The following is a 24,839-nucleotide window of genomic DNA, read 5'->3' as shown; positions in this document are numbered from 1 at the left end:
TTATGATTAAAGTATTTTATGCTCGATCCTGAATATCATATTCGTCTTCTTCAAGGGGTGACTCAAGCCACTCATTGCTTGCTTACCCTATCGGATCGTCATGAAGCAATGCATCTGGCTTTAGCTCATTTAGGCAAAGCTCTAGCGGTTGATCGAGTGTATATTTTTCAGAATCATACCGATCCGGTTACCCAGTCCTTATTAGCCAGCCAATGGTGGGAATGGACTCCAGAGAGAAGCTCGCTTCCTTTTAATAATCTAGAATTGCAAAATTTATCCTATGCTACGATACTGCGGCGCTGGTATGATTACCTTTCCCAGGGAAAACCGATTACGGGTTATCAGGATGAACTGCCAGAATGGGAAAAACAGTTATTAGGCGATCGCCAAGTGTGTTCCCTGCTGGTGCTGCCGATTTTTGTCGATCAACACTTTTGGGGTTTTGTCGAGTTTGACGATTGTCAGAGAGATCGCCAATGGACAGCAGAAGAAATTGAAATTTTAAATACTGTTGCCGATAGTTTTGGGGGAGCGATCTCTCACCATCGTGCCGAAACAGAACTCAATACTATCCAAACTAAACTAGAAGCCGCGATTGAGGAACGAACATTTAAGCTCAAAGCTGCGGTTAAACAACTCCAGGCTGAAATCGACGAAAAAGAAACAATTGCTACCCAACTCCGTTACAATGCTTACCACGATCCTCTCACAGGCTTACCAAATCGCTCTCTATTTATAGATCATTTGCAAAAAGCGATTGAGAAAGTCAAAGAGTCAAAAGAGTATAAATTTGCAATTTTGTTTCTCGATCTAGACCGATTCAAAGTTGTTAATGATACATTGGGGCATACTCTTGGCGATCGCCTCCTAATTGAGTTATCCAAACGACTCGATCGGATCTTACAAAAACAGTCTCATCTGTCCATAGAAGCAACACCCATTGCTCATTTAGGTAGTGATGAATTTGCCATTCTTTTAACTGATATCTCAGCATTTTCCCAAGCTAATCAATTAGCAGAATCCATTCACCAAGATATGACTCGTCCCTTTGTTATAGAGAGTCATCAGATTCTCTCTACTGTTAGTATTGGGATTGCTCTAAGTTCTACCGGTTATCAACGACCTGAACAAGTGCTTCGGGATGCTGATATTGTCATGTATCATGCCAAATGTAAAGGACGCGCTCGCTATGAAGTCTTTGATTTAGAAACCCATACGCGAGTGATGAATCAACTGAAACTCGAAAATGATTTGCGTCATGCAGTCCAACTATTAGAAAGCCCAGATACCCTTAAAGATAATCAATTTATTGTTTATTATCAACCCATTACTTGCTTACAAACCGGAGAAATTGCTGGATTTGAAGCTCTCTTGCGCTGGCAACATCCTGAATTAGGGATGGTCTCCCCTGTGCAATTTATTCCTATTGCCGAAGAAACTGGATTAATTGCTTTACTAGGACAATGGGTACTCGAAGAAGCGTGCAATCAATTGCGTCGATGGGAAAGTTATGGTCACCATCGCTTAACCATGGCCGTTAATTTATCCGGTTGTCAACTCTCACGACCTGATTTATTAGAAAAAATCGATCAAATTATTCATCAATCCCAGATTCATGCCCATTACCTAAAACTGGAAATCACGGAAAGTATGATTATTAATAATGCCGAGTATGTCAAGCAAGTCTTAAGTCAATTAAAAGAACGTTCGATTAAACTTTGTATGGATGATTTTGGTACAGGTTATTCCTCTCTGAGTTATTTACATCGATTTCCGTTAGATATCCTGAAAATTGATAAATCCTTTGTGAGCAACATGGGAGAAAGTGGGGAACACTCAGATATTGTCAGGACAATTATTAATTTAGCCCATCACTTAAAGATGCAAGTGATTGCTGAAGGAGTAGAAACCCTAGGACAATTGAAAATATTGTCTGAATTGGGTTGCGAGTGGGGACAAGGGTACTTTTTTTCGAGACCGATTGATAGTCAAAAAGTGTTAGATTTACTGGAGAATCAAAACCGACCCTGGTTTTTGAAGTGATAGAGTAGGGAATCAGTTACAGCAGTTTTCGCACTTGATGCGGTACATCTATTTCTAATTGAGAAGGACTAAAAACCCAGTAGTATGGCAGATGAAGTAGATCAGATTCCAAATTCTTCCTCCCAACAACCGGATACACCGGCTGTATCTTCTCAATCTAGGAGAACGTTGCCTCGAGGAGTGCTGATGGGGCTAGGGTTTACCATCACTTTTTTGCTGGTTAACTTTTCCCCTCCAATTAGTATAGTTTGGGGAATTGTGGGAGGTGTGGCGAGTTGGTGGATTCAAACCTCTTGGCGAACGGAGGAAGAGATCAATGAAGAAACTTGGATTTTACCCACCGATCCGAGAGCAGAAAATAATTCTCTAGCCCAAAATCGCACGAAAGTAGAACGTTGGCGGAAATAAGAATCGTATACCGTGTTTTCTGTTTTGAGAAGCTATGTTAAGATCGCTCTAAATCCTCCTTTTTAAGTAGGACTTTAAGGGGCAAAACAATTGACCCGTGGCTAATGACTCATTACCAGCGCGAAGCGCTATATGTTCTTATTTCTCTCTAAGTTACTCCCCTTATTCGTTTATCCGATGGGGTTAAGTTGTGTGTTGATGGTCGTTTCTTTGGTGTTGCTGTGGAAATGGCCGAAACGAGCGGCAATTTCGATTTCTTTGGCACTGCTGGTGTTATTGCTTGGTGGTAATGGTTGGGTGAATCAGACATTAATTCAATCCCTGGAACTGCGCCATATTCCTCCAGATGAGTTACCGACTGCGGAGGCTATTGTGGTGCTGGGAGGGGGGATTAAAGCCCAAATTTATCCCCGTCCTTGGGTGGATGTGTCGGAGGCTGGCGATCGCATTCTACATGGCTCACAGTTATATCTGCAAGGGAAAGCCCCCCGGTTAATCCTCACTGGAGGACGCATTGACTGGAAGGATGGTGGGCCGCCAGAATCGGCAGATATGGCCAAAATTGCCAGAGCTTTGGGAGTTCCCCAAGAGGCAATTTTACAAGACCCCAGTTCCTTAAATACCTATGAAAATGCGGTGAATGTGCGCCAAATTCTGGACGAAGAGGGAATTAATCGGGTATTGTTAGTAACGTCAGCAACTCATATGGTGCGATCGCTCCTGGTCTTCCAAAAACAAGGTATCGAAGCCATTCCCGCACCCACAGACTTCCTCAGTCCCCCCGGTCTCAGTCCCATTGAAACTGAAACCACTTGGGAATCAGCCCTACTGAGTCTTATTCCAGATAGCAGTCGCCTGCGAGATACCACCAATGCCTTAAAAGAGTATATTGGCCTGTTTGTCTATGGTCTTAGAGGTTGGATTTAAACCCAACATTCTCTAAATAGCGTGTAAAATCGCTAGAATAAATAGAAACATACTCATAAAAGTATAATGTAGAAAAAAATAAAGGTTAGCAATGTGAAACGTGAAAACTTTTCTAGTGGAACTCCTTGGGAACCTATTGTTGGATATTCACGTGCAGTTCGGATTGGAAATCAAGTCTGGATAGCAGGAACGACCCCAACTAATGAAGAAAGTCAGATTGTTTGTCCTGGTGATGCTTATGCGCAAACCGTACAAACCCTAAGAAATATTGAAACCATACTCCACAAGGCTGGAGCTAATCTAAAAGACGTAGTACGAACACGAATATATGTTGTCAATATCGAAGATTGGAAAAGTGTTGGACAAGCTCATGGAGAGTTTTTTAGAGAAATTCGACCTGTAACCGCAATGGTTGAAGTAAGTCGATTAATTGATCCCAAAATTTTGGTTGAGATTGAAGCAGAAGCAATCATAGCAGACTAAGTCTATAGTATAGTTTACCTAGACATGGTAAAGTTAGATCGTTTGTCTCAATCAAATCATATTTTCAGTTCATGAGGATCGGAAGATCATGTTAAAAAAGGCTCTGGTAACCGGATCGGCAGTGGGAATAGGACAGGCGATCGCTCTAGATCTGGCAAGTAAAGGATTTGATGTCGCATTTCACTATAATAAAAGTGCAGAAGTAGCCCAAAAAGTGAGTCAAGAAGCTGCTGCTACCTATGGCGTAAACTCGATTGCCCTACAAGCAGATGTTACCCAACCAGAACAAGCTAAGTCTCTCGTCGAAACGGCAGCGCAACAACTTGGAGGCTTATCAGTAGTTGTCAATAATGTGGGTGACTATTTGGAAAAACAAATTAGCCAGGTCTCTATAGAGGAATGGCATCAAATATTTAATTCAAACCTCCATAGCGCGTTCTATATTAATCAAACCGCAATTCCTTATCTCAAGGCAGCAGGTTGGGGGCGGATCGTCAACTTTGCGTTTGCTAGTGCCCAAAATGTGATAGCAGATCGCATAAATCCCGTCTATAGAATTGCCAAAACAGGTATTATTGTCTATACTAAATCCCTGGCAGTAGAGTTGATTGAAGACAACATTACCGTCAATGTTATTTCTCCAGGAGTCGCAGAAAATTCTATTGGTTTAGAGGAAAGTATTCCACTGCTCCCAACAAAACGACCTGCAACTTTAAAAGAAGTAAGCGATGCAGTAGGTTTCTTTATCAGTCCTGAAGCTAATTACATTACTGGACAAAATTTGGAAGTTGCAGGGGGTTTGCGGTTGTAATAGTCGGAACCTGATCGAGTAAAGTTACAACACAAAGCAGGCAATAAACGGAGGTTAAAAGTGTTTTCTCTCGCGGATATTTACGCCATTTATGACCAATATAAAGATGACTACAATGCTGAAGTAGAAGAGTTCACTATTGGTCATAAGCAATTTAAGTTTAATTCAGAAAAAGCGATTTTAGGAGTTGTTAATCTTTCCGTTGATTCTTGGTACAAGAAGAGCATCTGTTACACGACTGAGCAAGCAATTCGTCGTGGCAAGGTTTTAACCGCTCAAGGGGCGGATATCATCGATATTGGAGCTGAAGCTACTGCCAAAAATGCCGCGAGAGCCGATGGGTTGAAACAAATCAGTCAACTTCTCCCTATTATTGAAGGATTCAGTAAAGCAGGTGTTTTAAGTTCAGTTGACACCTATTACCCAGAAGTGGCAGAGAAATGTTTGAAGGCAGGGGCAAACGTCATTAACTTTACAGGTATCGAACATAGCGAAGAAATGTATCGAATAGTGGCTGAGTTCGATGCGGCCATTATTTTGTGTTACATTCAAGGAAAACATGCTAGAGATGTAGGGGAGTTTGAATTAGATGTAACCAAAGATCCGATTGATTTACTATACGATTATTTTGGAAAAGAGATCGAAATCGCGACAAAACATGGAGTCAGGAAAATTTTTATCGATCCAGCAGTCGGTCTGGGATACACCAATTTGTACTATAAATCCCAAAATGCTTCAAATCGGATAAGGTATCAAATAAGCAGTCTTTTAAATGCGTTTAGACTAAGGAAATTAGGGTTTCCTGTTTTCAATGTAATTCCCACTGCATTGGAAATTTTTGGGGAAGAATACAGTAGTTCTCAAGTCCTCACGGGAGTTTTTGCTGCGTTAGGAAAAAGCGATCTGTTGAGAACCCATGAAGTGTCTAAAGTTAAAGCGATTTTAGATACTTTGAGTATAATTTAAAGATGGAGGTAAGTAGCAATGAAAGTAACTTCAGAGCATATAGAGACGTTGTACCACGAAACCAATGCGGTTCAACATTACTTATCTAAAAGTCGTCGTGACGGTGTAAAAGTTGAGTGGGAAGAGCCATTTTCTCGTTCAGTGTTTAAGTATGCGATCGCGCCATATAGTAAGGAAAAGGGAGAGAAACTAAGAGTTTTAGATGTTGGTGCAGGTACAGGAGATGGATATCTGTTGCTATCAACACTGTTGTCCGAGGAATCAGAACTAGGCAGCAGCTACGATCTAGATTACCTGGGAGTTGATATCAGTGCCCCAATGGTGGCAACTGCCAATGAGCTATATAGCAACCACAGTAACGTGAGGTTTGAATGTGCGGATATTCGGACTAGGGAGTTCCATCGACCTTTTGATGTGTACCTTTCCTGTGGCGTTCCTTACTCTCATCTGACTCATGATGAGCTAAACCAAGCCCTACAGAAAATTGCGGAGAATGCTTGTGAAAATCGCTCCCGGTGTGCAGTGGTTGTAGATGTATTAGGACGGTACAGCATCGAGTGGACACCCAAATGGAAAGAAAACCGGTGGGATTACTGCATGAGCTTTTTCGAGAGCCAAGGAGATGCAGAACCCACATGGATGAGTTTTTACGCCCATGAACAGTTGCAAGAGATTATGCAGCAAGCGGCTGATGCTGTAGGCTGCCCTGTTGAGAAATTCAAGTTTTTCGATCGCTCCATTATGGTAGGTCGTCATACCTCAACGGGACAATTTAACCCAGAGCTACCTAAGTATCGTAACCTCATCAATAGTTTGCTCGATCCCTCGAAAGAAACTGAATTGAGCCAGTTAATCTTCCAAGTTGAGTTAGGATCGGCACCCGATTATATCTTGGATTTCTTCAAGAAATTCTCTGGCTGGTGGAATAGTTTAGTTAGTGAAGCAGCAATGCTACTGGGCGAGTCTTTGCCCATAGAACCCGTTGATTTGCCCCCAGCAGTTCAAGGATTTAAAACGGTCGCCCAGAAAGAAGTACAACAGATTTCGGACAAACATTTGTGCAGACAGAAAGTCGAATTTATGCTAGCTCAAGTGTTGCAGCAATTAGAGGAAACTCAACAACCGGGCTATGGTGTGGGTCATGACTTGTTTGGAGTAATGTGGTTAGACGCGACAAAGATGAATGGATATTGATTTTTTATGGAGTGTTTTGGTATTTGTATTACAGTCTATTTAGACAAATTGAAACTCTAATATGGAAAAAGCTTGGGTAATCGATTGAAGCGATTGGTGAAAAATCATAGAGATGATTTCTAAGCCTTATATTTTGAATCATGAAGAAGAAAAAGATAATTTAATTCCAGAGGAATTAGCACCTTACATCAAAAGAGGGGGGTTAGGATTATGAGCTTTTTAGTAACTAATGATGATGGGATTGATGCTCCGGGCATTCGTGCATTACACAGGGCATTATCTCAAGTAACGACCGATCGCATTGTGGTTGTTGCGCCCAAACACCACCAGTCTGGTTGTGGTCATCAGGTCAATATTCGCACCGTGATTCCAGTCGAACGGCGATCGGATACTGAAGTGAGTGTGGACAGTACACCAGCCGATTGTGTCCGTCTTGGAGTCAACTATCTCTACGACGATATCCACTTTGCGATCTCTGGGATTAATGCTGGCTGCAATATGGGTTCAGACATTTATCCTTCCGGGACAATAGGAGCAGCCCGAGAAGCCACAATACATCGTCTTCCAGCGATCGCCTTGTCTCACTTCAAAAGAAGCGACAGAGAACTAGACTGGGAAAGGGCAACCCAATGGACAGTGCAGGTGTTGGAAAACTTATTAGCTCAACCCCCTGAGTCGGGAACCTTATGGAGCATCAATTTTCCCCACTTAGAACCCGATACACCCGATCCGGAACTTGTCTTTTGTCCCCTCTGTACCCGTCCCCTACTCACTGAGTTTGTCAAGCAAGGAGATGGATATCTATATGTGGGAGATGATATCAACCGCACATCCGATCCAGGAACAGATGTTGAGGTGTGTTTATCCGGCAATATTGCTATAACGAAACTTCGCTTATGGGAATAATCTTTTCATTTTTAGAAGCAACCGATCGGCAAAAAAATCTGTAGCAGTATCAAGTAAAATTAGTATGATGGCTCATACTATAAATTCATGCTCAAAGTAGCAACAGCAACTGTACTCCAGACCAATAATTCAGCCGATAAACTCATTCCAGTATTGGTGTTATGTCCATCTAAAGATGAGAAGCAATTATTTTCTAGCTCTGATTTTTTTGCCTATTGCTTTCATTGTTTAGAGTATTCATGTATACAAACTACACCACCTAAACTTAAAGGTGAAGCCGATTTAGTTGCCTTTTGCCAAGATGCAATTGTTTATGCCCAAGTTCACCAGATCGGGTTTGTTTACTATAGCTTTGATATCGCCAATTTAGTGGCGGCTGTGGTTTGTCAAAGCCTGAATCTTTTTGGCCCTTCTATAGAAGGTGTACTCAACTGTTTTCATAAGTTTTATGCTCGTGAAATCGACTCATATCCCCCCAGATACAGTGTTGTACAACTGGCCAATAAAACTGAGATATTAATTGACAAGGACATTGTAAATCAACTGAAGTTTCCCGTATTTGTTAAACCCGTTTGTTCGAGTTACGGAATGTTTTGTGCAAAAGTAGAGCAACCTGAACAATTAGAACAAGTATGTAAAGAACTTGCCAGCTCTTACCAACCGTGGTGGCAAATGTATCAAAACTTATTCCAAGAATTTGTTGATGGCACAAAATACCCCATAGCTGTAACATCTCAAGTGCCACTTTTAGTCGAAGAGCTAATTTCTGGTCAACCTTTAACCTGTGATGGCTTTGTCTATAAAGGAGAGGTTCATTTTTTGGGTTTAGTGGATACTGTGGAAGCACAAGATGGATCGGTAGATTGTTATGCTTTTCCTTCTCAAGTGAGTCAGGCACAACAAAGAGCTATTTATCAGCGAGTAGATCATTTTATTCAAGATAGCGGTTTGAACAATAGCTTTTTCAGCGCTGAATTTTGGATTCAAGACCAAAGTTCTCCGATCTTGATTGAAATGAATGCTCGTATGAGCGCCACATTTGGCTTTTTGTACCAGGAGAGTCTTAACTTTAATTTACCCAAAGCAGCTCTAAAATTAGCCCAGGGAATTTGTCCTCAGATTCCCAAACAGACATCAATAGAAAAAATACCCACCAGTATTCGATTGTATCTATCAACTTATAAAAGTGGTCTCGCGTCAGCGTTGTTTGATTTTAGCCTCGCTCAACACACTCTCAATTGCTCCCAATTGATCGCGTTTAATTGCGAACCAACAGAGCAAATTCAAGATACCTACTATCATCCCAGTCCACTGGCAGAACTCAACCTGGTTGGTAAGAATCGAGATGCATTACAGTTTTATGGGGAGCATCTACGCAATGCACTACTGCTAGAACGACGCTCGCCAACCTATAAAATCACCGTAGTGCCAGAGTGCGATCTCCAGGGCGGTGAGGGACTTTGCTATGACTCTAGACGTAATCAATTATTTTGTCTGGACTACGGTAATTTTCAGCTCGTTCAACTATGCTTAACGACCCGCAAAGTGCAACGGTTCCCATTACCGAGTGCATTTTATGGTCTGGCAGTATCTAGTAAGGGAACTGTCATATTGTCTGGAGAGTTAGGACTAGTAGAATGGAATGTCAATACCCAAGAGCTAGTACCTATTGTCCAAGAATATCAGGGCAGACAATTGGTTTGTAATGATGTGGTTCTTGACTCAACTGGATACATCTGGTTCAACACTATCCATGAAAATGAGGGAGGAATCGGGGAAAAAGGGGCACTGCTAGGATGTAATCCCCAGGGGCAAGTTCAAGAAATTTTTAGCGGACTAGGCTATGCTAATGGCATGGGAATATCACCAGACGGGCGATCGCTCTACGTTTTAGATAGCTTGGAACGCACGGTTCATGTTTTTACCTTTGACTCAGATCGAACTGAAGCTACCCTACCCGATATTCGCGAGCATTACCAATTTATTGTTGCTGATGAAAATGAAGGTGTACCTGATGGATTGGCTGTAGATAGGGCAGGTCGTCTTTGGCTCACATTTTGGTTTGGCGGTAAAATTGTCTGTATCGACCCACAATTGCAAGTAAGGAAGAGAGAGATTATTTTACCTGTAATGAATATTACGAGTCTAAGTGTTGTTGATCGTGAATTTAGTTCCAGTGCCAAATTGTTTGCTTGCTCATCTGTAGTTCCTTGGCTAGGAGGAGAGTTTCTCGCACCTTGGTATGCAAGTGACTGGCCAGTGGAACAACATGGGTATCTTTTTGAAATCGATGTTGAGTTATAGTCATATTAAAGCGAGATGGCGGAGATTGCTTTGCTTCGCCAACATAAATATTACTGCTGTACTCCATTGGCAATAACCGATCGCGAATTAAATGGCACTACCGAAACGACTCTCCTCTTCCTAGTTATGCTCAGACCGGGTTAATACTTGAGTTCTATGACTCCAGCTCAAACCCCCTTACTCCAGAACAGTCCACTTTTTCAACCAGTTGAGAAATTGCCTCCCCAGAAACGGGTTCGATCCAGTCTGGGGCAATTTCCGCCAATGGGACTAATACAAATGCTCTTTCGGTCATCCGAGGATGGGGAATTTGCAGATCGGTCGTGTCTAGAATTAAATCGGCAAATAATAGGACATCTAAATCTAATGTTCGCGCGCCCCACCTTTCTTGACGGACTCGGCCAAATTGGTCTTCAATATTGAGCAGCGTTTTGAGTAACTCGTGGGGAGTTAGCTTCACTTCTAACAGGGCACAGCCATTAAGATAATCCGGTTGTGATGGGCCAATGGGTGCAGTTTTGTACCAACTCGAATGGGTTGTGACGGTAATTCCAGGAGTTTGGTCAATCGTTTTTAGGGCATTTTCTAGGGTAGCGCGAGAATCACCGAGGTTACTTCCTAGAGCGATCGCACTCTTTGTCGGTTTTTCAGTTTCCAAATGATTGGATATGACCATTCTTCGTTCTCTAGTAGAGAGTACCAATAGATAGTCTACCAGGTCATCAGAGGCGATCGCCTTTCTTATTGGGATTTATATTCTTCTCTTTTTAAGCAAACCCAAACCACTCAAGAACAACAGTCCCAAAACAACGGAAGGTTCCGGAACCCTAGTCGGATGGGGCGTTGGAGTCGGAGTCGGTACTGGGGTAGGATTCGCTGTTGAATTGGTAAATCCTACAAACTGCATCGGCCCTTCATACCACAAATGCTGACTACTGCTAGCAAACATGCTCATAGTCCCAGACGAACCAACACAGGAGAGTAAATCTGACGCACAATTGAGGCTAAGACGAAACAGACCCATCGAATATGTAGGATACGGACTCGACTTGTTCGCCTTCCAAGGGGAACCCATTACTGTATGAAAATGCCACTGACCATTAGATTGAGTAATCACAGCAGTAGAAGGGGTTGAATGGAGAGTACCATAATAAATAGAGTTCAGTGGCAATAAACACTGCCTCGCATCACACTTAGCAGGTTTATTATTGCGGAAGTGACTAGCCAAATAGGGATCGAGAGAACCATTATGGTAATAAACTCGATGACTCTCACCTTTGAGAAAAGAATCTATCGGGTCTTTTGTTGGGTCTTGATAAAGCTCAATACCCATAGGACCGACATAACTATTTCCAAAAGTAACATGGTTTCCAAACAAGAGATCGGCGCTAGTTTGACCATCTGGAGACTGAAAGTGTAACTGAAGGGACTGGACTGGAGATGCAGTCACACACAGGCTTAAGCATCCACCTGTAAACATTAAAGCAGTGGTTTTGAGAGAATTCATCCTCTATACCCCCTGAGTTTAACAATAAAGGATACACTCGGGAAACGCCACATTCCTAAAATTCCGTACAATCAGTAAGGCGTTTTTCTCTAGCTTCTATGACCTATTGTCTTGGCATTATCACCCGTTCTGGTCTGGTGCTGGCGGCAGACTCGCGAACCAATGCTGGAGTGGATTATATTTCCACTTATCGTAAGTTATTTGATTTCTCCCTACCTGGAGAACGAGTGATTATCCTCTGTACTTCCGGGAATCTCTCTGTCACTCAAGCGGTGATCTCTAGTTTGAAGAAAGATATTAAAGTGCAGCAGGACGTTAACTTGCATTCTCTGCCCACGTTTCACGAAATCGCCCGCTATGTAGGCAGCAAAGTCCGGCAACTGCTAGAGCAAGACCGAGCTTGGTTGGAAAAGGATGGTATTGATTACCATTGTAACTTTTTAGTGGGGGGGCAAATTCAAGGGGAAGACCCAGAACTTTATCTGGTTTATACCCAAGGGAATTCGATTCAAGCGACTCCAGAAACCCCGTTTTTACAAATTGGGGAAACTAAATATGGTAAACCGATTCTCGATCGCACGTTGAACTTTGACACCCCAGTAGAAGTTGCAGCGAAAGCAGCGATCTTATCCATCGATTCTACGATGAAATCGAATATTTCCGTAGGGCCACCCATCAATCTGGTGATGTACGAACGGGATAGTTTGGCGATCCGCCACCAGCTTGAACTTCCTCTGAGAGACCCTTATTTAGGCAGACTGCGCAAAACCTGGGAAGTGGCTCTCAACCAGGCAGTCGAAAGCATTCCCAATATTGATTGGGAGTATTACGCCCAGGAAGACGATAGGGATTTAACCACAGATTAATCTAAACATGCGATCGCCAAATCAAAGTCCATTTGACTGTGTACCTGAGAGCGGCGCAGGGTGCCAGAAACGGGAGCCGTATTTTGGGGAATGGCACTAGCCGCTACGGCAATATGGCCATTACTGACCGCTAGCCCGTGGGTGGGGTCATAGCCCCGCCATCCTGCTCCTGGAAGGTAGACTTCTGCCCAGGCATGGAGGTGGCGGTCTGGTGTATCGCGATCGCCTTCTTGATAGCCACTGACAAACCGTGCAGCTAACCCCATGGCGCGACAGGCTTCCATAAACAGGACAGCATAATCTCGACAAGTTCCCCCTTTTTGTTCCCAAGTTATTCCCGGAGGAAAAGGATCGCCCGTATCGCGAATATAATAATCGCACCGTTCATAAATTTGCTGATTAATCGCACTCAGAAACGGGGTAACTTGATAGCGAACGCGATCGGCAATGTCCATCGCCCAAGTATAAACCCTGGGATCGATTGGACTCGGCAGTGTTCTAGGGGCAAAATAGGGGGATAGCCGAGCCAGTAGACTAGACGGATAATCAATTGGAAATTGAACGGCCCAAGGCTCTAAGAGATAATTAAAGGGGTTGCTACAATGGGTTTCCACTTCAGAAGTGGCAGTAATCTTTAGTGCTTTGAGTTCCTGAGCGTCGAACCAAATTTTTTCCAGAACATTGCCCTCTTCATCGAGGACAGATGATTGACCAGTAGGGAGCGGATCGATCTCTAACTGAAAGTGATGCAGGGTTTGAGCGCCATCGGAGCGCGATCGCAACCGCAGCCAATGGGGACTCAGAGCCACAAATTCACTATAAGTATAATAAGTTGAGTGGATAATTTTATAGCGCATGTGTTCCTGTTGCCATCTTTGTTAATTTAATGCACTGACTCTAAAGAGAAATAGGTTTGATAGAGCTGCTCGCCCACCAAATTTAACTGTTTTTGTAAATTATCCACAAATTCATGTAATCCCTGTTGAATAATCTCCTCAATGGTGATGTATTCCAGCTCCGATCGCAGACGACCCAAGGCTCGTTCGGCCGAATCACTCCAAGTTGCTGGTGCTGTACCATTAATTTTATGAAGAGACTGCTCGGAGCGAAACAGACAAGAGCGTACTGCACGGGGGAAGTGGCGATCGAGCAACAAAAACTCTGCTACTCCCATAGGCGTAATTTGGTGACGGTGTATTTGTTTGCGATACATTTCATAAGCACTCGCAGATTTTAACAGAGCTATCCAATGAATTTCATCTAATGTTGTGCCCACATCCTGAGCCGAAGGCAATAAAATAAAATACTTCACATCTAAAATTCGCGAAGTCTTATCTGCTCGTTCTAACAACCGGCCAATCAAGCCAAAATGCCAACCCTCATTATGGGACATCGTGGCATCCATCAAGCCGGCAAACAAATGACTACAGCGCTTAACTTCCGTATAAAAATCCGATAACTCCACCATTGACCCCTCTGGAGAAGTCTCTTTAACCATGTAATAAAATTCATTGATTTGCTGCCACATCTCCGAAGAAATCACCTCTCGAATCGATCGCGCATTCTCACGAGCCATCCACAAACAAGACAAAATCGAATTGGGGTTTTTCGCATCAAACGTGAGAAAATGGCGCACATTCTCCTTCGTCGCTTCGCCATAGCGCTCCCAAAACACCTGGCGATCGCCCGTCGTAATCACCAACGGTTCCCACTGATGGACAACCCCAACCGGAGAATCCAAAATTAAGGTCAAATTAGCATCAATAAATCGAGCCGTATTTTCTGCCCGCTCTACATAACGATTGAGCCAATAGATTGAATCTGCGACGCGACTTAACATAACTTAACTTCAAACAGTAATCAAAACCTAGTTCCCGTATTATCAGAATAATCAAGGTAAAAATCTGCTCATTCTAAACGGATCTTCAATCGGCGAATAGACTAATGCCCAAATAGCGACATATTTCAGACTCCTTCACGTCTCCACCTTCCCCTATCTCCTCTTCTTCCTATCTCTCCTATCCAAATCACTTGTATAGCCAACGTAAATCACAAACTTTATGTGGGGGTTGTCACCCCACAGGTGACCCCGAGCGACCACAATAGGAACATAAGATGAGTTGAAGAGAAAAAACTATGTTATCTCCAACAGAAAAGCTATCCGATCGCATTTCCGAAATCTTTGGAGCAGTGGGTGCAACCGGTGTCGTTTCTTGTAACGATTATCATACCCTGCAACTCGCGTCTAGCTATTCTGAACTACAAGCCCATGAGCGGAAGTCAATTAACCGTTTATTGCGAGCTGTACAACGCGGTAAAATCGATTTAATCCCCACATCCCTAGCCGTTTAAAACGAACTTTTAATACAAAGAAATACTCAAATAGCGAGCCAGTTATTATGAAACTAGCTCGCTATTGTAATAGAATTCTGATTTTAAAGATTAGAGTGCGGCCAAATAATCACCGGACACATACCCACCCGTGGTAAGTTTTGCCCAGCCGGTATGGTCAAAGGATTCCACAAAAACCCGTTGTCCATTAGCGAGTCCACCAATAACAGGAAAGGATGTCCCCATTCCTGAACGGACATTTAAGCCACCTGTAGCAACCACCCGATGAGTCCCACCACCTACGCCAGTATTAGCTTCCAGAGACGCAAAAGTTTGAGCGCCAGCCATTCCATCTACAGCTAGGCCCATATCGTACTGATAACTGACAACTGCATCATAAGTAATACTACCATAGTAACCAGTCGATCCCACTGCATAGGAGAAATAACCCGCACGTTTTAGCAAGTCTTGCAGATAAACAACATCATTACCTCTAGATCCGTAACTCAGGTAGGCCATCGCGTTTTCTGCGACACTGATAATCGAGAGCGCTACACTTAGAGCTAAAACTCCTACGGCACTTTTGGCCAGAGATACATTAATTCCTTCAAAAGACCGTAATTGGGGAGTTGGGTTAGTATCTTCGTAGGCCAGTGAAGCATGGGTAAATGCAAGTGATTCAATCATAGGTTTTTTGCCATGAAAAACTCGTTACTGGAAGGATAAAGGATAACCCTGAGTTTGAGCAACTCATTTTTATCAATAATTCACGAAACTTAATGTATCGTTATTTTCATGACATCATCCCTAGCCTAGCCCCCTAATCTCGTAAGACCCAAGTATCTTTACTGCCACCACCTTGAGAAGAATTGACCACTAGAGACCCCCGCTTGAGGGCCACTCTAGTTAAACCTCCAGGCATTACGGAAATATCTTTACCATAGAGAATATAGGGGCGCAAATCTACATGGCAGCCTTCGATACTCCCCTCTAATAGGGTAGGAACCCTAGATAAACAGAGGGTGGGTTGGGCAATATATTTACGGGGATTGGCCTTAATCCGTTGAGCAAACTCTTCCCGTTGGGCTGAAGTTGAATTCGGACCGATCAACATGCCATAGCCGCCTGACTCATCGGCGGCTTTAACCACTAATTGTGGTAAATGGTTTAGCACATAGTCTTGTTGCTTTGGTTCCCAACACAGATAGGTGGGGACATTAGCTAAAATTGGCTCTTCGTCCAAATAATAGCGAATCATTTGGGGAACATAGGCATAAATTACCTTATCATCTGCAACTCCGGTTCCCAGGGCGTTGGCTAAAGCAACTCGTCCAGACTGATAAACTTCCATTAAACCGGGAACGCCTAACAAGGAATCGGGATTAAAGACCGTCGGATCGATAAAGCTATCATCAATGCGACGATAGACCACATCCACCCGTTGCAGTCCCTTCGTAGTTCGCATTTGTAAGTAGCCATCAACAACAACTAAATCTCGGCCTTCGACTAACTCAACTCCCATTTGCTGGGCTAAAAATGAATGTTCAAAATAGGCTGAGTTATATATTCCTGGAGTTAAGAGGACTACGGTGGGGTTGGGAAGATGGCCAGGAGCTAGATGGAGTAAGGTATCGAGCAAACGGCTAGGATATCGATCGACCGGTTCAATATCCATTAAGCTAAAGATTTGAGGAAAGGTACTTTTCATCACTCGGCGATTTTCCAAGACATAGGAAACGCCAGAGGGACAACGCAAATTGTCTTCTAAAACGTACCATTGGCCTTCTTTGTCGCGCACCAAGTCGGTTCCAGTAATATGACCCCAAACATCTTGGGGAGGTTTGAGACCCATACAGGGTTTGAGAAAACCGGTGGCTGAGTGAATTAATTCTTCGGGAATGACCTTATCTTTAACGATCTTTTGCTGGTCATAAATATCAGCAATAAATAAATTGAGGGCTTGAATTCGTTGTTTGAGCCCTTGCTCTAGGGTTTTCCACTCCTGAGATAAGACGATACGGGGAATGAGATCGAAGGGCAAAATCCGTTCAGTTCCTTCTTCTGCACCATAGACATTAAAGGTGACTCCCAGCTTAAACAGTCCAATTTGGGCCGCTTGTTGGCGTTGATGAAGGTGTTCGCGAGAAAGATGATTGAAATGGTCTATAAGGGGTTGACATTCGGGGCGGGGATTACCATCGGCCCCGAAGAGTTCATCGTAGAAGTCCCCTGAATCGTAGGAATCAAAGTTCACACTAATAGGTAAGATGCAAGTGGGTTGAACACTTTATGATATAGAGATGGACTAGACTGGATTACTGTAACTAAGACTACGATTTTACAAAACTTTGGGTAAAGACACAGTTGCACGGTAGTCGGGGAGAATGTCAAAATTTGAGGGCCATGCTCTTTGGAGTGTTGGATTTGAGAATGTGCAGTGGTGAGAGAGGATGTGAATTTTGTTGAAGGCCAATAAAGGAGGAATGGGAGTAGAAGCGATCGCGCGAGCGATAAGTCGCATTATCGCCAAATTTCTGGGAAACCGTCAATGGTTGCTACAAGCGAACTTACTTAAAAGTTTGGTTCACCGGGATTTAGCGGCTCGTTATCAGGGTTCAGTACTGGGGAATTTGTGGCCGTTGCTCAATCAACTCTCGCAGTTACTGATTTACACCTATGTGTTTTCAATTGTGCTGAAGGTGAAGCTCAATCTCCAGGGAATGGCAGCCAATAATCTCACGTTTGGGCTATGGTTATTTGCCGGACTGCTGCCCTGGACTGCATTTATGACCGGTTTGCTTCAGTCCTCAAATGCGGTGATTGGTCAACCGAATTTAGTGAAAAAGGTGGTTTTTCCCCTGGGGTTATTGCCTCTTGTGCCTGTTCTGAGCGCCTTCATTGAAAGTTCTATGGGGTTAATTGCCCTGATTGTATTGAGCGGGTTGATCACGCAGACGCTGCATCCGACGCTGTTATTGTTGCCTTTAGCATGGTTACCCCAATTGTTGCTTACGGCAGGTTTGGGCTATTTAGTCTCGGCATTAACCGTGTTTTTGCGCGATATTCCCCAAAGTTTAGCGGTGATTACCAATTTGTGGTTTTACATGACTCCCATTGTCTATCCGGTTACCATTATTCCCGAACCTTGGCGACAGTGGGTGTTTTGGCTCAATCCTTTGGCAGCGATTTCGGAAACCTACCGAGATTTGATTTTAGTGGGCCACATGCAACATTGGGGAGAATGGATGAGTGCTTTGGGCATTTCTCTGGTACTGTTGTCAGGGGGTTTGTGGGTCTATCGACGACTGCGCCCCGCGTTTGCCGATGTGATCTAGGGAAGGGATACCCATTTATTCCTGGGAGAGTGTCGGGTTGGTTGACGATCTCACTGAACTAAAGGTATTGTAATTTTCATGAGTGAAATGGCGATTTCACTAAAAGGTGTTTCTAAATCGTTTAAGCGATATGCCCATCCGGGCGATCGCCTCAAAGAGCTGTTGCTACCTGGAAAAACCAGGGGGCAAGAATTCTGGGCGCTGCATGATATTGATTTAGAAATTCCTCAAGGGCAAACCCTAGGCATTGTGGGGCGCAATGGTTCGGGAAAAAGTACCTTGCTACAAATTATTGCTGCTACCCTCACGCCAAGCACAGGTGAGGTAGAGGTGAAAGGTCGGCTATCGGCTCTGTTGGAATTGGGCAGCGGATTTAATCCGGAATTTACAGGGCGGCAGAATGTCTTTTTTAATGGTCAGTTATTGGGGTTAACGAAGGACGAAATTAAAACTAAATTTGACTCGATTGTGTCCTTTGCGGATATCGGTGAATTTATTGAACAACCGGTAAAAACATACTCTAGTGGGATGTTCGTGCGCTTGGCATTTGCGGTGGCAACCAGTGTCGAACCCGATATTTTAGTCGTTGATGAAGCTCTATCCGTGGGAGATGAAGCGTTTCAGCGCAAATGTTTTGCTCGGATTCAGGATATTCGCGATCGCGGCGGGACAGTGTTATTTGTATCTCATGCTGCTTCTTCGGTGGTCGAATTGTGCGATCGGGCTATCCTCATGGATAAAGGCGAAATTATCCTCAGCAATAAACCGAAATTCGTCGTCTCCAAATATCAAGAACTGATTTATGCACCCTCAGACAAAAGCCATATCTTACGTGAAGAACTGAAAAAATCCCATCAACAGCAAAGCCTTCCCACACCAGAAAAATCAGAAACCAATGGGCAATCTTCTTCCTCTAAAGACTCCCCTCATTCCCCATCCATACCCACATTAGGAGACTACTACGATCCCAATCTTAACCCCGAACATACCCTTTCCTACACCACCAGAGGGGCAGAAATTATTGACCCTCACATTGAAACCCTATCCGGTAGACTAGTTAATCATCTGATTCGCAGACAACCCTACATCTATACATTCAAAGTTCGCTTTTCTAAAATGGCTCAAAATGTACGCTTTGGCATGTTAATTAAAACCATTAGCGGGCTAGAATTAGGTGGAGCCTCTGTCAGCCCTTCTTTTCATAAAATTTCTCACTTTGAACCTCATCAAGTGATTACCGTTCAGTTTTCCTTTGAATGCTTTCTTCATCCCGGAGTTTATTTCCTCAATGCCGGAGTTTCCGGAATGGTAGATGAAGAGTTTATTTATCTCGCCCGTTGTATTGATGCGGCAATGTTTCGGGTTAATCCAGATGAAGCCGTTTGTGGCAATGGCACAGTCGATTTCAAGATTGACCCCAAGTTAACTTTTGAAAGCCAATGGACAGAACCTCCAGCTCATACACTGGAAGTTCTAGAGGATAATAGCTAGTTTTCAAAATCCCTACAACTCTAAGATTCCCCAACCCTCTGAAAAAGGCGGGCACTCGCGAAAATTGCCCTTTTTAAAGGGGATTTCGGGGGATTGGCAGTGCCAAATATAGTTCAACCTCATCAACCCTAGAACTATGAACAGAATAGTCCATCGTTCATCCCGATTCGATTTCATGAGATCCGTAGGAATTTCCACGATCTTACTGTACAATCTTCCCGATTATTGCTTCAAATCCTATCGCTTCCACCTTTTCGGCACAACAGTTGATTTATCGCAGTTACACCATCTCAGTCTTCAATGTAGCTTAGGGCTATTAGTCTTTCTTGCTGGAAGTTTAATTAACCGACATCAATTAACCTTTCCGAATATCCAGACAGCCGGGAAATTTTTATTCAAAAAGCTGGCTAAACTCTTCCCGCTCTATTACCTCTCCCTTGCCCTATTTTGTTATCTCTATAGCATGTTTGATTGGACGCAAATCATGATTCATGTTTTGGGGTTACAATTAATCTTTGCCTCTGACGGATATTCCCCTTTACCGACTTTATGGTATGTGGGATTGATTTTGGTCTATTATAGTCTATTTTCACTGCTCAATATTCATAAGATTTCAGTGCTTTACAAAGTGGCAATCCTAGCGTTTTTTGTTGTTATCCTATGCGTGTGTTCTACCTATTTGCAGATCGCCGATGGGCGACTGATTACCTACAGTTTACCGTTCTTAGGCGGTATTTTAGCTGCCAAAAACAATCTCTTTGATGCTCGTGTGGTGAGAAAAGCTGCATTGATTAACCCAGGTTTGTTTTGTGTCATCTTTTCTTTGTGCTTTGTTTGGCAGCATAACTATAACCTGACGATTGAACACAATGCTATTTTACTCAATTTGTTGATGTTCTCTTTTGTGCTATTAATCTATCGTCTCTCTAATTTCGTTTGTCAAAATGCCCAAGTTAACCAATTTTTGCATACGATCGCCTATTGCGCCTATGGGATATTCCTATTTCACCGTCCGATCTGGTTTGCCCTAGAGAAAATGATGCGATCGCTCTTTCTAGTGGAAAATGTTCATATCATTACTGCCAGCTTAGTCTTCCTTGGTATTCCCCTTATCGTCGGAGTATCCTACGTGCTGCTAACACTCTATGACCGCTATGGTATCACCGCTTGGTATCGCCCTGATGCTAAAATATGAAGTATTCTTTCCGCGAGAATCTTCAGTATGCTTGAATCAACTCAAAAAGTGCTGCAAGAGGCATTAATCTTATCTCCCACTGAAAGAGTAGTCTTAATTGATGCTTTGGTCTCCAGTTTAGATCGACCCGATTCCCGTTTGGATCGACTCTGGTTAAGCGAATCTCAAGATCGCTTGCAAGCATATCGCAGGGGTGAATTAGAAGCAATTCCAGCAGAACAAGTATTTGAGGAGTTAAGCGATCTTTGAACGTTGAATTTTTAACTCCTGCACGTCGCGAACTCCTCGAAGCAGTCAAGTATTATGAAAAACAGCGCACTGGATTGGGAAAAGATTTTCGCAACGAAGTGCAATCGACCATTGAACGAATTGTGGCATTTCCTTTGGGTTGGTCTTTATTAGATGCGGAAGTTCGTCGCTGTCAAACCAAACAATTTCCTTACGGAATTATTTACACGATAGAAAATAATGACATTATCATTATTGCTGTCGCCCATCTTCACCGAGAACCGGAATATTGGAAAGCTCGTATCTAATATCGAAAGCTAACTATAGAAAATCAACAGCTTGAAGGTGGAGTAAGCGATCGCATCAGTTAACCAATTTTTGCATGCGATCGCCTATTGTGCCTATGGGATGTTCTTATTTCACCGTCCGATCTGGTTTGCTCTAGAGAAAATGATGCGATCGCTCTTTCTGGTGGAAAATGTCCATCTCATTACTGCCAGTTTAGTCTTCCTCGGCATTCCGCTCATTATCGGAGTATCCTACGTGCTGCTAACACTCTATGACCGCTATGGTATCACCGCTTGGTATCGCCCTAAAACGTTAATCAGTCAGTAATGAAACGCTATCTGTCTTTGATGGAAGTATCGCAAGCGATCGCACGCGCAAAATGCCTGCGATCGCAGTCAGTAAATACCTAGCGCATCATGATAAAGCAAGCAGGGATAAAGTCTTATCTTCGTAAAATAATGCGATCGCACTAAACTCCCGACGCAGCAAATTTTCAACTTGTAATGTGGAACAGTTCCCAAGGCGAATCCAAATCACTTTCGGTGGATTTCCAAATACTAAACTCAGATCGTGCATGTCAGCATCTTTCGAGACGATGATTAGATCATTGTCTTTTGCATAATCCCAAACGATTGGGTCGATTGTTGCTTTCATTCCCACATCTCGAACATGAAGCGAGTTTGGGAAAATATCGCTCAGACGGTTTGGTAATTTAGGCGATAGATTTTCATCAAAAAGTAATTTCATGCGGATAATGGGGCGCTCATAAACCGACGCTCGCGGTCAGCAGCATAAGCAATGCAGGCTTTTAAATCTTCTCGCGTCAGATCGGGAAAATCGTCGAGAATTTCTGCTTCAGTCATTTCGGAAGCTAGGTACTCAAGCACTTCATAGACTGTAATACGCAAGCCACGGACGCAAGGCTTACCGCCCCGTTTTTCAGGCTCAATTGTAATGATATCTCGGTAGTTCATAAACTGGCTTTACCCCCTTCATCCTCCAACTCTACAACAACATCTTCATAAATAGCATTTAGCGATAATGTGATTCCCAAACTCATCAACTCAATCGTATCACCTTCACTGTAAGGAATGAATCGCCACTCTCCAACAGCATCTCGCCGAAAAATCTCAACTGTTTTGGTTTCAGAACTCACTAAAACATATTCTTGTAGCGTTGAGAGACGACGGTACAGGGCAAATTTACCACCGCGATCATATGCCTCCGTACTCGGAGAAAGCACTTCAATAATGACGCAGGGATAGCGGATGAAGTGTCGGGCGGTGCGATCTCGTTCATCACAGCTAATACTAATATCTGGATAGGTAAACGGTCCCTCATCGGTGATGCCCACCTTGGCATCAGAGTTCCGCACCTTACAGCGCCCCCGTAACGGTTCTCGCAGAAGGCTTGCTAAATTTAGGGCAATATCTGCATGGGGCAACGTTCCCCCTGCCATCGCAAATACTTCCCCATTAAAATATTCGTAGCGTAGTGGTTGTTGGACTTCCCATTCCAAATAGTCCTGTGGTGTTAAGCGGGGGACAACTCTGGCAGTACCTTGCGTCATGGCATATTACCCAAAAAATATGTTTATACATAAGTCCTATAAGAAATTAACATAAGATGCAATCGTCGGTTGTAGTATAAATTGGGCGACTTTATCATGGGTGTGTTTCTTAATAATTCCCCGTTTGATTAAAGAGTGTATCGCTTGCAAAAATTCAGCATCAGATAAGGCTAAGTCTGTAGGTTTGTGGAAAATATCAAGGGTTTCGTGACTGGCTAACCACTGGACTACTGTCATTTCCGAGGGGGATAAGCGTTGATAATAGTCTTGCAATATCGGTTCTAGGTCGCCCAGAAAGGGGTTAGGATAGGATAGGAACTTATCAACGCTACCGTTAAAGAAGTCCTGGATAGTAGAAGCAATAATATTGAGCCAAGACGGATTACCTCCGTAACGTTGAATCAGTTCTTCCCATAGCTCCTCATCCATGAGTTGGTGCTGGCTCAAGATTTCCCGTGCTGCTGCTCCTAAACTTTCCAGTTGTAAGCTGAGACAATGGTTGTTTTCCCGTTCTAAGGTGGCGATTTCTGTCGGTTTTTCCCAACTGAGAAGGAGGAAGCAACTGCGGTGATGGAAGCGCCCTATTTCTCTTAAGAGTTTACCATAACGTTCACATCCAGGTAAATAAGTCCCAGCCAACTCACCCGGAGTAAAGAGTTCTTGGAAGTCATCGAGGATAATCAGGGAACGAGAAAAGCGTAAATAATGGATGAGCTTTGTAGGTTTATCGGTTTGATCTTTGCCGATACAGTCTATAATTTCAGATTCCAGAAATTCCCGTTCTAGACTATTCGTGCAGTTGCGCCAGATGACGGCTTCAAATTGAGTTTTAACCTCTTCTAGCAATGCTCTCGCGAGAGTGGTTTTGCCGATGCGAGGTAATCCAAAAATTGTAACTATCTTGATTTTTTCATCCAATACCCACTGTTTCAGTGTGCTTAGTTCGGTGCTGCGGTTGTTCAGAGGATAGTATTCTGGCGCTTCTGTGAGATCGTGGCGCTGTTGTGGTTGATTGATAGAGTAAGAAGGTGAGCGTTGTTTGGTTGGCTCTCTAGGGTACAAATTCTTTGCACAAATGTTAACATGACTTTGATTAAAATTTGGCTGTTGAACAAGGTTGTTAATATTAGAATGGGAAATATAATACCTCTCCAATGTTGCGCGAAAATTCTTCTTATTAACTTTTTCTCCCAACTCTTCTGCAATCAACTTCCATAAATTCCCTGCCACTATTTTCACATTCCCTTCGCCACAGTGATATTCATCCGCAATCTCTTTATATTTCTGATGATTCCAAACCCCAGCTAACACAGCTCGTTGCAGACTACTTAACCTTGTGCCTGTTTTAGCCAACATCAACTCATCGGCCCATGTCAGGATTGCTTCCACATCCATTAGTTATACCGATATCACTCCGTCGCTATCCTATCACTTTTTTAACCTTTTACAACTTTTTTTAATTTTAATTAACTTTTTGCGTTACAAATTGTTAAATCCTTGCTTAAACTATAGACCAAATTTATCTTTTTGTCAGTAGGCCAATCAAAACCAGTATTCTATACTGTAAAGAATAATTCTATTTCTCAAGGAAGTCTACAATTGGAACTCCTTGTCTTCAAGAACAGCAGGAGCTAAATGAGCCATGAGTGAAAGGCTTGCCATTAATACATCGATGACCTATGAAGCCAAGTTGGTCGGTAAAAAAGGCGATGATGATTTTCCCTGTAACGGAAAAATATCGAAAATCGAATTAAACAAAACTGTCAGTGCAATTTCCATAACTAAAGTCGATCCTGGTGTGGGTCGCGGAGACGCTAAATATACTCAGAAAAACTCATCTAAGGTTGGAGTTCACTACTGGCTCGATGCAGGCACAAAGTTGACCTATAACTTGAAAGTGTGGGTCAGGGATTAGTGACGAAACATTGACTGAGCAAGGGAAATCGCGATTTCCCTTGCCAAAAGTAATTTGATAACAATCAATAG

The 24,839-nt window shown here is 43.1% G+C and carries 28 protein-coding genes; 18 read left to right on the top strand and 10 right to left on the bottom strand.

The window, feature by feature from the left end; translation table 11 throughout:
- Positions 1-18: 18 nt before the first annotated feature.
- The 9 genes from J7545_RS22855 to J7545_RS22815 all read left to right on the top strand — a co-directional run bounded on the left by J7545_RS22855 (position 19) and on the right by J7545_RS22815 (position 10,042).
- Entirely contained in the window at positions 19-2,043 is a 2,025-nt protein-coding gene (locus J7545_RS22855; protein WP_318720160.1) for an EAL domain-containing protein, read from the top strand.
- A gap of 84 nt (positions 2,044-2,127) precedes the next feature.
- Positions 2,128-2,451: a hypothetical protein gene (locus J7545_RS22850; protein WP_318698443.1), complete on the top strand. Its 324-nt coding sequence runs from the start codon at positions 2,128-2,130 to the stop codon at positions 2,449-2,451.
- A 132-nt stretch (positions 2,452-2,583) separates the two neighbouring features.
- Positions 2,584-3,378, top strand: a complete 795-nt coding sequence (locus J7545_RS22845) for a YdcF family protein (RefSeq protein WP_318698444.1) — start codon at positions 2,584-2,586, stop codon at positions 3,376-3,378.
- A 93-nt stretch (positions 3,379-3,471) separates the two neighbouring features.
- Entirely contained in the window at positions 3,472-3,861 is a 390-nt protein-coding gene (locus J7545_RS22840; RefSeq protein WP_318698445.1) for a RidA family protein, read from the top strand.
- 88 nt (positions 3,862-3,949) lie between these two features.
- Positions 3,950-4,672: a bifunctional dihydropteridine reductase/dihydrofolate reductase TmpR gene (tmpR, locus tag J7545_RS22835; protein ID WP_318698446.1), complete on the top strand. Its 723-nt coding sequence runs from the start codon at positions 3,950-3,952 to the stop codon at positions 4,670-4,672.
- Positions 4,673-4,732: 60 nt separating this feature from the next.
- Positions 4,733-5,638: a dihydropteroate synthase gene (locus tag J7545_RS22830; protein WP_318698447.1), complete on the top strand. Its 906-nt coding sequence runs from the start codon at positions 4,733-4,735 to the stop codon at positions 5,636-5,638.
- Between the two features lie 18 nt (positions 5,639-5,656).
- Positions 5,657-6,832, top strand: a complete 1,176-nt coding sequence (locus J7545_RS22825) for a class I SAM-dependent methyltransferase (RefSeq protein WP_318698448.1) — start codon at positions 5,657-5,659, stop codon at positions 6,830-6,832.
- Between the two features lie 210 nt (positions 6,833-7,042).
- A complete protein-coding gene (gene surE, locus J7545_RS22820) occupies positions 7,043-7,738 on the top strand; it encodes a 5'/3'-nucleotidase SurE (protein ID WP_318698449.1) in 696 nt (231 codons plus the stop codon).
- Positions 7,739-7,825: 87 nt separating this feature from the next.
- On the top strand, positions 7,826-10,042 hold the full coding sequence (locus J7545_RS22815; RefSeq protein WP_318698450.1) for an SMP-30/gluconolactonase/LRE family protein: 2,217 nt from the start codon (positions 7,826-7,828) through the stop codon (positions 10,040-10,042).
- Between the two features lie 154 nt (positions 10,043-10,196).
- Here the strand turns inward: J7545_RS22815 and folK are convergent, their stop codons facing one another.
- Together folK and J7545_RS22805 are read right to left on the bottom strand one after the other, a co-directional pair.
- Entirely contained in the window at positions 10,197-10,718 is a 522-nt protein-coding gene (gene folK / locus J7545_RS22810) for a 2-amino-4-hydroxy-6-hydroxymethyldihydropteridine diphosphokinase (protein ID WP_318698451.1), read from the bottom strand.
- A gap of 75 nt (positions 10,719-10,793) precedes the next feature.
- Positions 10,794-11,549, bottom strand: coding sequence for a PEP-CTERM sorting domain-containing protein (locus J7545_RS22805; RefSeq protein ID WP_318698452.1), 756 nt, complete (start codon positions 11,547-11,549; stop codon positions 10,794-10,796).
- A 98-nt stretch (positions 11,550-11,647) separates the two neighbouring features.
- On the opposite strand from J7545_RS22805, the gene J7545_RS22800 reads away from it, so the two are divergent.
- On the top strand, positions 11,648-12,415 hold the full coding sequence (locus J7545_RS22800) for a proteasome-type protease (protein WP_318698453.1): 768 nt from the start codon (positions 11,648-11,650) through the stop codon (positions 12,413-12,415).
- Here the strand turns inward: J7545_RS22800 and J7545_RS22795 are convergent.
- On the bottom strand, positions 12,412-13,272 hold the full coding sequence (locus J7545_RS22795) for a transglutaminase family protein (RefSeq protein WP_318698454.1): 861 nt from the start codon (positions 13,270-13,272) through the stop codon (positions 12,412-12,414). The genes J7545_RS22800 and J7545_RS22795 overlap by 4 nt on opposite strands.
- A 26-nt stretch (positions 13,273-13,298) precedes the next feature.
- Complete coding sequence (locus tag J7545_RS22790; protein ID WP_318698455.1) at positions 13,299-14,255, bottom strand: alpha-E domain-containing protein; 957 nt, start codon at positions 14,253-14,255, stop codon at positions 13,299-13,301.
- Positions 14,256-14,551: 296 nt separating this feature from the next.
- On the opposite strand from J7545_RS22790, the gene J7545_RS22785 reads away from it, so the two are divergent.
- Positions 14,552-14,767, top strand: coding sequence for a hypothetical protein (locus J7545_RS22785; RefSeq protein ID WP_318698456.1), 216 nt, complete (start codon positions 14,552-14,554; stop codon positions 14,765-14,767).
- 90 nt (positions 14,768-14,857) lie between these two features.
- Here J7545_RS22785 and J7545_RS22780 read toward each other — a convergent pair whose 3' ends face one another.
- Together J7545_RS22780 and J7545_RS22775 are read right to left on the bottom strand one after the other, a co-directional pair.
- Positions 14,858-15,433, bottom strand: a complete 576-nt coding sequence (locus J7545_RS22780) for a peptidoglycan-binding protein (protein ID WP_318698457.1) — start codon at positions 15,431-15,433, stop codon at positions 14,858-14,860.
- Between the two features lie 133 nt (positions 15,434-15,566).
- A complete protein-coding gene (locus J7545_RS22775) occupies positions 15,567-17,000 on the bottom strand; it encodes a circularly permuted type 2 ATP-grasp protein (RefSeq protein ID WP_318698458.1) in 1,434 nt (477 codons plus the stop codon).
- Positions 17,001-17,205: 205 nt separating this feature from the next.
- Between J7545_RS22775 and J7545_RS22770 the strand changes: the two genes are divergently transcribed.
- From J7545_RS22770 to J7545_RS22745, 6 genes are all read left to right on the top strand, one after another.
- Positions 17,206-18,081, top strand: a complete 876-nt coding sequence (locus J7545_RS22770; protein WP_271942609.1) for an ABC transporter permease — start codon at positions 17,206-17,208, stop codon at positions 18,079-18,081.
- 78 nt (positions 18,082-18,159) lie between these two features.
- Positions 18,160-19,572 (top strand): ABC transporter ATP-binding protein, encoded by a 1,413-nt coding sequence (locus J7545_RS22765; RefSeq protein ID WP_413038571.1) that lies wholly within the window; start codon positions 18,160-18,162, stop codon positions 19,570-19,572.
- A 136-nt stretch (positions 19,573-19,708) separates the two neighbouring features.
- Positions 19,709-20,767, top strand: a complete 1,059-nt coding sequence (locus J7545_RS22760) for an acyltransferase family protein (protein ID WP_318720158.1) — start codon at positions 19,709-19,711, stop codon at positions 20,765-20,767.
- A gap of 27 nt (positions 20,768-20,794) precedes the next feature.
- Entirely contained in the window at positions 20,795-21,016 is a 222-nt protein-coding gene (locus J7545_RS22755; protein ID WP_318698461.1) for an addiction module protein, read from the top strand.
- A complete protein-coding gene (locus J7545_RS22750; protein ID WP_318698462.1) occupies positions 21,013-21,303 on the top strand; it encodes a type II toxin-antitoxin system RelE/ParE family toxin in 291 nt (96 codons plus the stop codon). Before J7545_RS22755 ends, J7545_RS22750 begins: the two co-directional genes overlap by 4 nt.
- A 70-nt stretch (positions 21,304-21,373) precedes the next feature.
- Positions 21,374-21,610, top strand: a complete 237-nt coding sequence (locus J7545_RS22745) for a hypothetical protein (RefSeq protein WP_318720156.1) — start codon at positions 21,374-21,376, stop codon at positions 21,608-21,610.
- An 87-nt stretch (positions 21,611-21,697) separates the two neighbouring features.
- Here the strand turns inward: J7545_RS22745 and J7545_RS22740 are convergent, their stop codons facing one another.
- The 4 genes from J7545_RS22740 to J7545_RS22725 are packed head-to-tail and all read right to left on the bottom strand — an operon-like array spanning position 21,698 to position 24,248.
- Positions 21,698-22,030 carry a DUF5615 family PIN-like protein gene (locus J7545_RS22740; protein ID WP_318698464.1) on the bottom strand — a complete coding sequence of 111 codons (333 nt, stop codon included), beginning with the start codon at positions 22,028-22,030 and terminating at the stop codon, positions 21,698-21,700.
- The gene (locus J7545_RS22735) at positions 22,027-22,257 is read right to left on the bottom strand and encodes a DUF433 domain-containing protein (RefSeq protein WP_318698465.1); all 231 of its coding nucleotides are present in this window, start codon (positions 22,255-22,257) and stop codon (positions 22,027-22,029) included. Before J7545_RS22735 ends, J7545_RS22740 begins: the two co-directional genes overlap by 4 nt.
- Positions 22,254-22,853: a Uma2 family endonuclease gene (locus J7545_RS22730; protein WP_318698466.1), complete on the bottom strand. Its 600-nt coding sequence runs from the start codon at positions 22,851-22,853 to the stop codon at positions 22,254-22,256. Before J7545_RS22730 ends, J7545_RS22735 begins: the two co-directional genes overlap by 4 nt.
- A gap of 36 nt (positions 22,854-22,889) precedes the next feature.
- Positions 22,890-24,248, bottom strand: a complete 1,359-nt coding sequence (locus J7545_RS22725) for an NB-ARC domain-containing protein (protein ID WP_318720155.1) — start codon at positions 24,246-24,248, stop codon at positions 22,890-22,892.
- A gap of 247 nt (positions 24,249-24,495) precedes the next feature.
- Between J7545_RS22725 and J7545_RS22720 the strand changes: the two genes are divergently transcribed.
- Positions 24,496-24,768, top strand: coding sequence for a hypothetical protein (locus tag J7545_RS22720; RefSeq protein ID WP_318698468.1), 273 nt, complete (start codon positions 24,496-24,498; stop codon positions 24,766-24,768).
- Positions 24,769-24,839 lie beyond the last annotated feature (71 nt).

Origin of the sequence: Roseofilum sp. SBFL, assembly GCF_017746885.1 — a bacterium.
In the GTDB taxonomy this organism is placed as follows: Bacteria; Cyanobacteriota; Cyanobacteriia; order Cyanobacteriales; family Desertifilaceae; genus Roseofilum.
This window is presented reverse-complemented; position numbering and strand designations above follow the sequence as displayed.

Bases quoted from the DNA above. Each gene is read 5' to 3' on its own strand.
- J7545_RS22855 (WP_318720160.1), top strand. From the start codon at position 19: ATGCTCGATCCTGAATATCATATTCGTCTTCTTCAAGGGGTGACTCAA.
- J7545_RS22850 (WP_318698443.1), top strand. From the start codon at position 2,128: ATGGCAGATGAAGTAGATCAGATTCCAAATTCTTCCTCCCAACAACCG.
- J7545_RS22845 (WP_318698444.1), top strand. From the start codon at position 2,584: ATGTTCTTATTTCTCTCTAAGTTACTCCCCTTATTCGTTTATCCGATG.
- tmpR (WP_318698446.1), top strand. From the start codon at position 3,950: ATGTTAAAAAAGGCTCTGGTAACCGGATCGGCAGTGGGAATAGGACAG.
- J7545_RS22825 (WP_318698448.1), top strand. From the start codon at position 5,657: ATGAAAGTAACTTCAGAGCATATAGAGACGTTGTACCACGAAACCAAT.
- surE (WP_318698449.1), top strand. From the start codon at position 7,043: ATGAGCTTTTTAGTAACTAATGATGATGGGATTGATGCTCCGGGCATT.
- J7545_RS22815 (WP_318698450.1), top strand. From the start codon at position 7,826: ATGCTCAAAGTAGCAACAGCAACTGTACTCCAGACCAATAATTCAGCC.
- folK (WP_318698451.1), bottom strand. From the start codon at position 10,718: ATGGTCATATCCAATCATTTGGAAACTGAAAAACCGACAAAGAGTGCG.
- J7545_RS22805 (WP_318698452.1), bottom strand. From the start codon at position 11,549: ATGAATTCTCTCAAAACCACTGCTTTAATGTTTACAGGTGGATGCTTA.
- J7545_RS22800 (WP_318698453.1), top strand. From the start codon at position 11,648: ATGACCTATTGTCTTGGCATTATCACCCGTTCTGGTCTGGTGCTGGCG.
- J7545_RS22795 (WP_318698454.1), bottom strand. From the start codon at position 13,272: ATGCGCTATAAAATTATCCACTCAACTTATTATACTTATAGTGAATTT.
- J7545_RS22790 (WP_318698455.1), bottom strand. From the start codon at position 14,255: ATGTTAAGTCGCGTCGCAGATTCAATCTATTGGCTCAATCGTTATGTA.
- J7545_RS22785 (WP_318698456.1), top strand. From the start codon at position 14,552: ATGTTATCTCCAACAGAAAAGCTATCCGATCGCATTTCCGAAATCTTT.
- J7545_RS22780 (WP_318698457.1), bottom strand. From the start codon at position 15,433: ATGATTGAATCACTTGCATTTACCCATGCTTCACTGGCCTACGAAGAT.
- J7545_RS22765 (WP_413038571.1), top strand. From the start codon at position 18,160: ATGAGTGAAATGGCGATTTCACTAAAAGGTGTTTCTAAATCGTTTAAG.
- J7545_RS22760 (WP_318720158.1), top strand. From the start codon at position 19,709: ATGAACAGAATAGTCCATCGTTCATCCCGATTCGATTTCATGAGATCC.
- J7545_RS22755 (WP_318698461.1), top strand. From the start codon at position 20,795: ATGCTTGAATCAACTCAAAAAGTGCTGCAAGAGGCATTAATCTTATCT.
- J7545_RS22740 (WP_318698464.1), bottom strand. From the start codon at position 22,030: ATGAAATTACTTTTTGATGAAAATCTATCGCCTAAATTACCAAACCGT.
- J7545_RS22735 (WP_318698465.1), bottom strand. From the start codon at position 22,257: ATGAACTACCGAGATATCATTACAATTGAGCCTGAAAAACGGGGCGGT.
- J7545_RS22730 (WP_318698466.1), bottom strand. From the start codon at position 22,853: ATGACGCAAGGTACTGCCAGAGTTGTCCCCCGCTTAACACCACAGGAC.
- J7545_RS22725 (WP_318720155.1), bottom strand. From the start codon at position 24,248: ATGGATGTGGAAGCAATCCTGACATGGGCCGATGAGTTGATGTTGGCT.
- J7545_RS22720 (WP_318698468.1), top strand. From the start codon at position 24,496: ATGAGTGAAAGGCTTGCCATTAATACATCGATGACCTATGAAGCCAAG.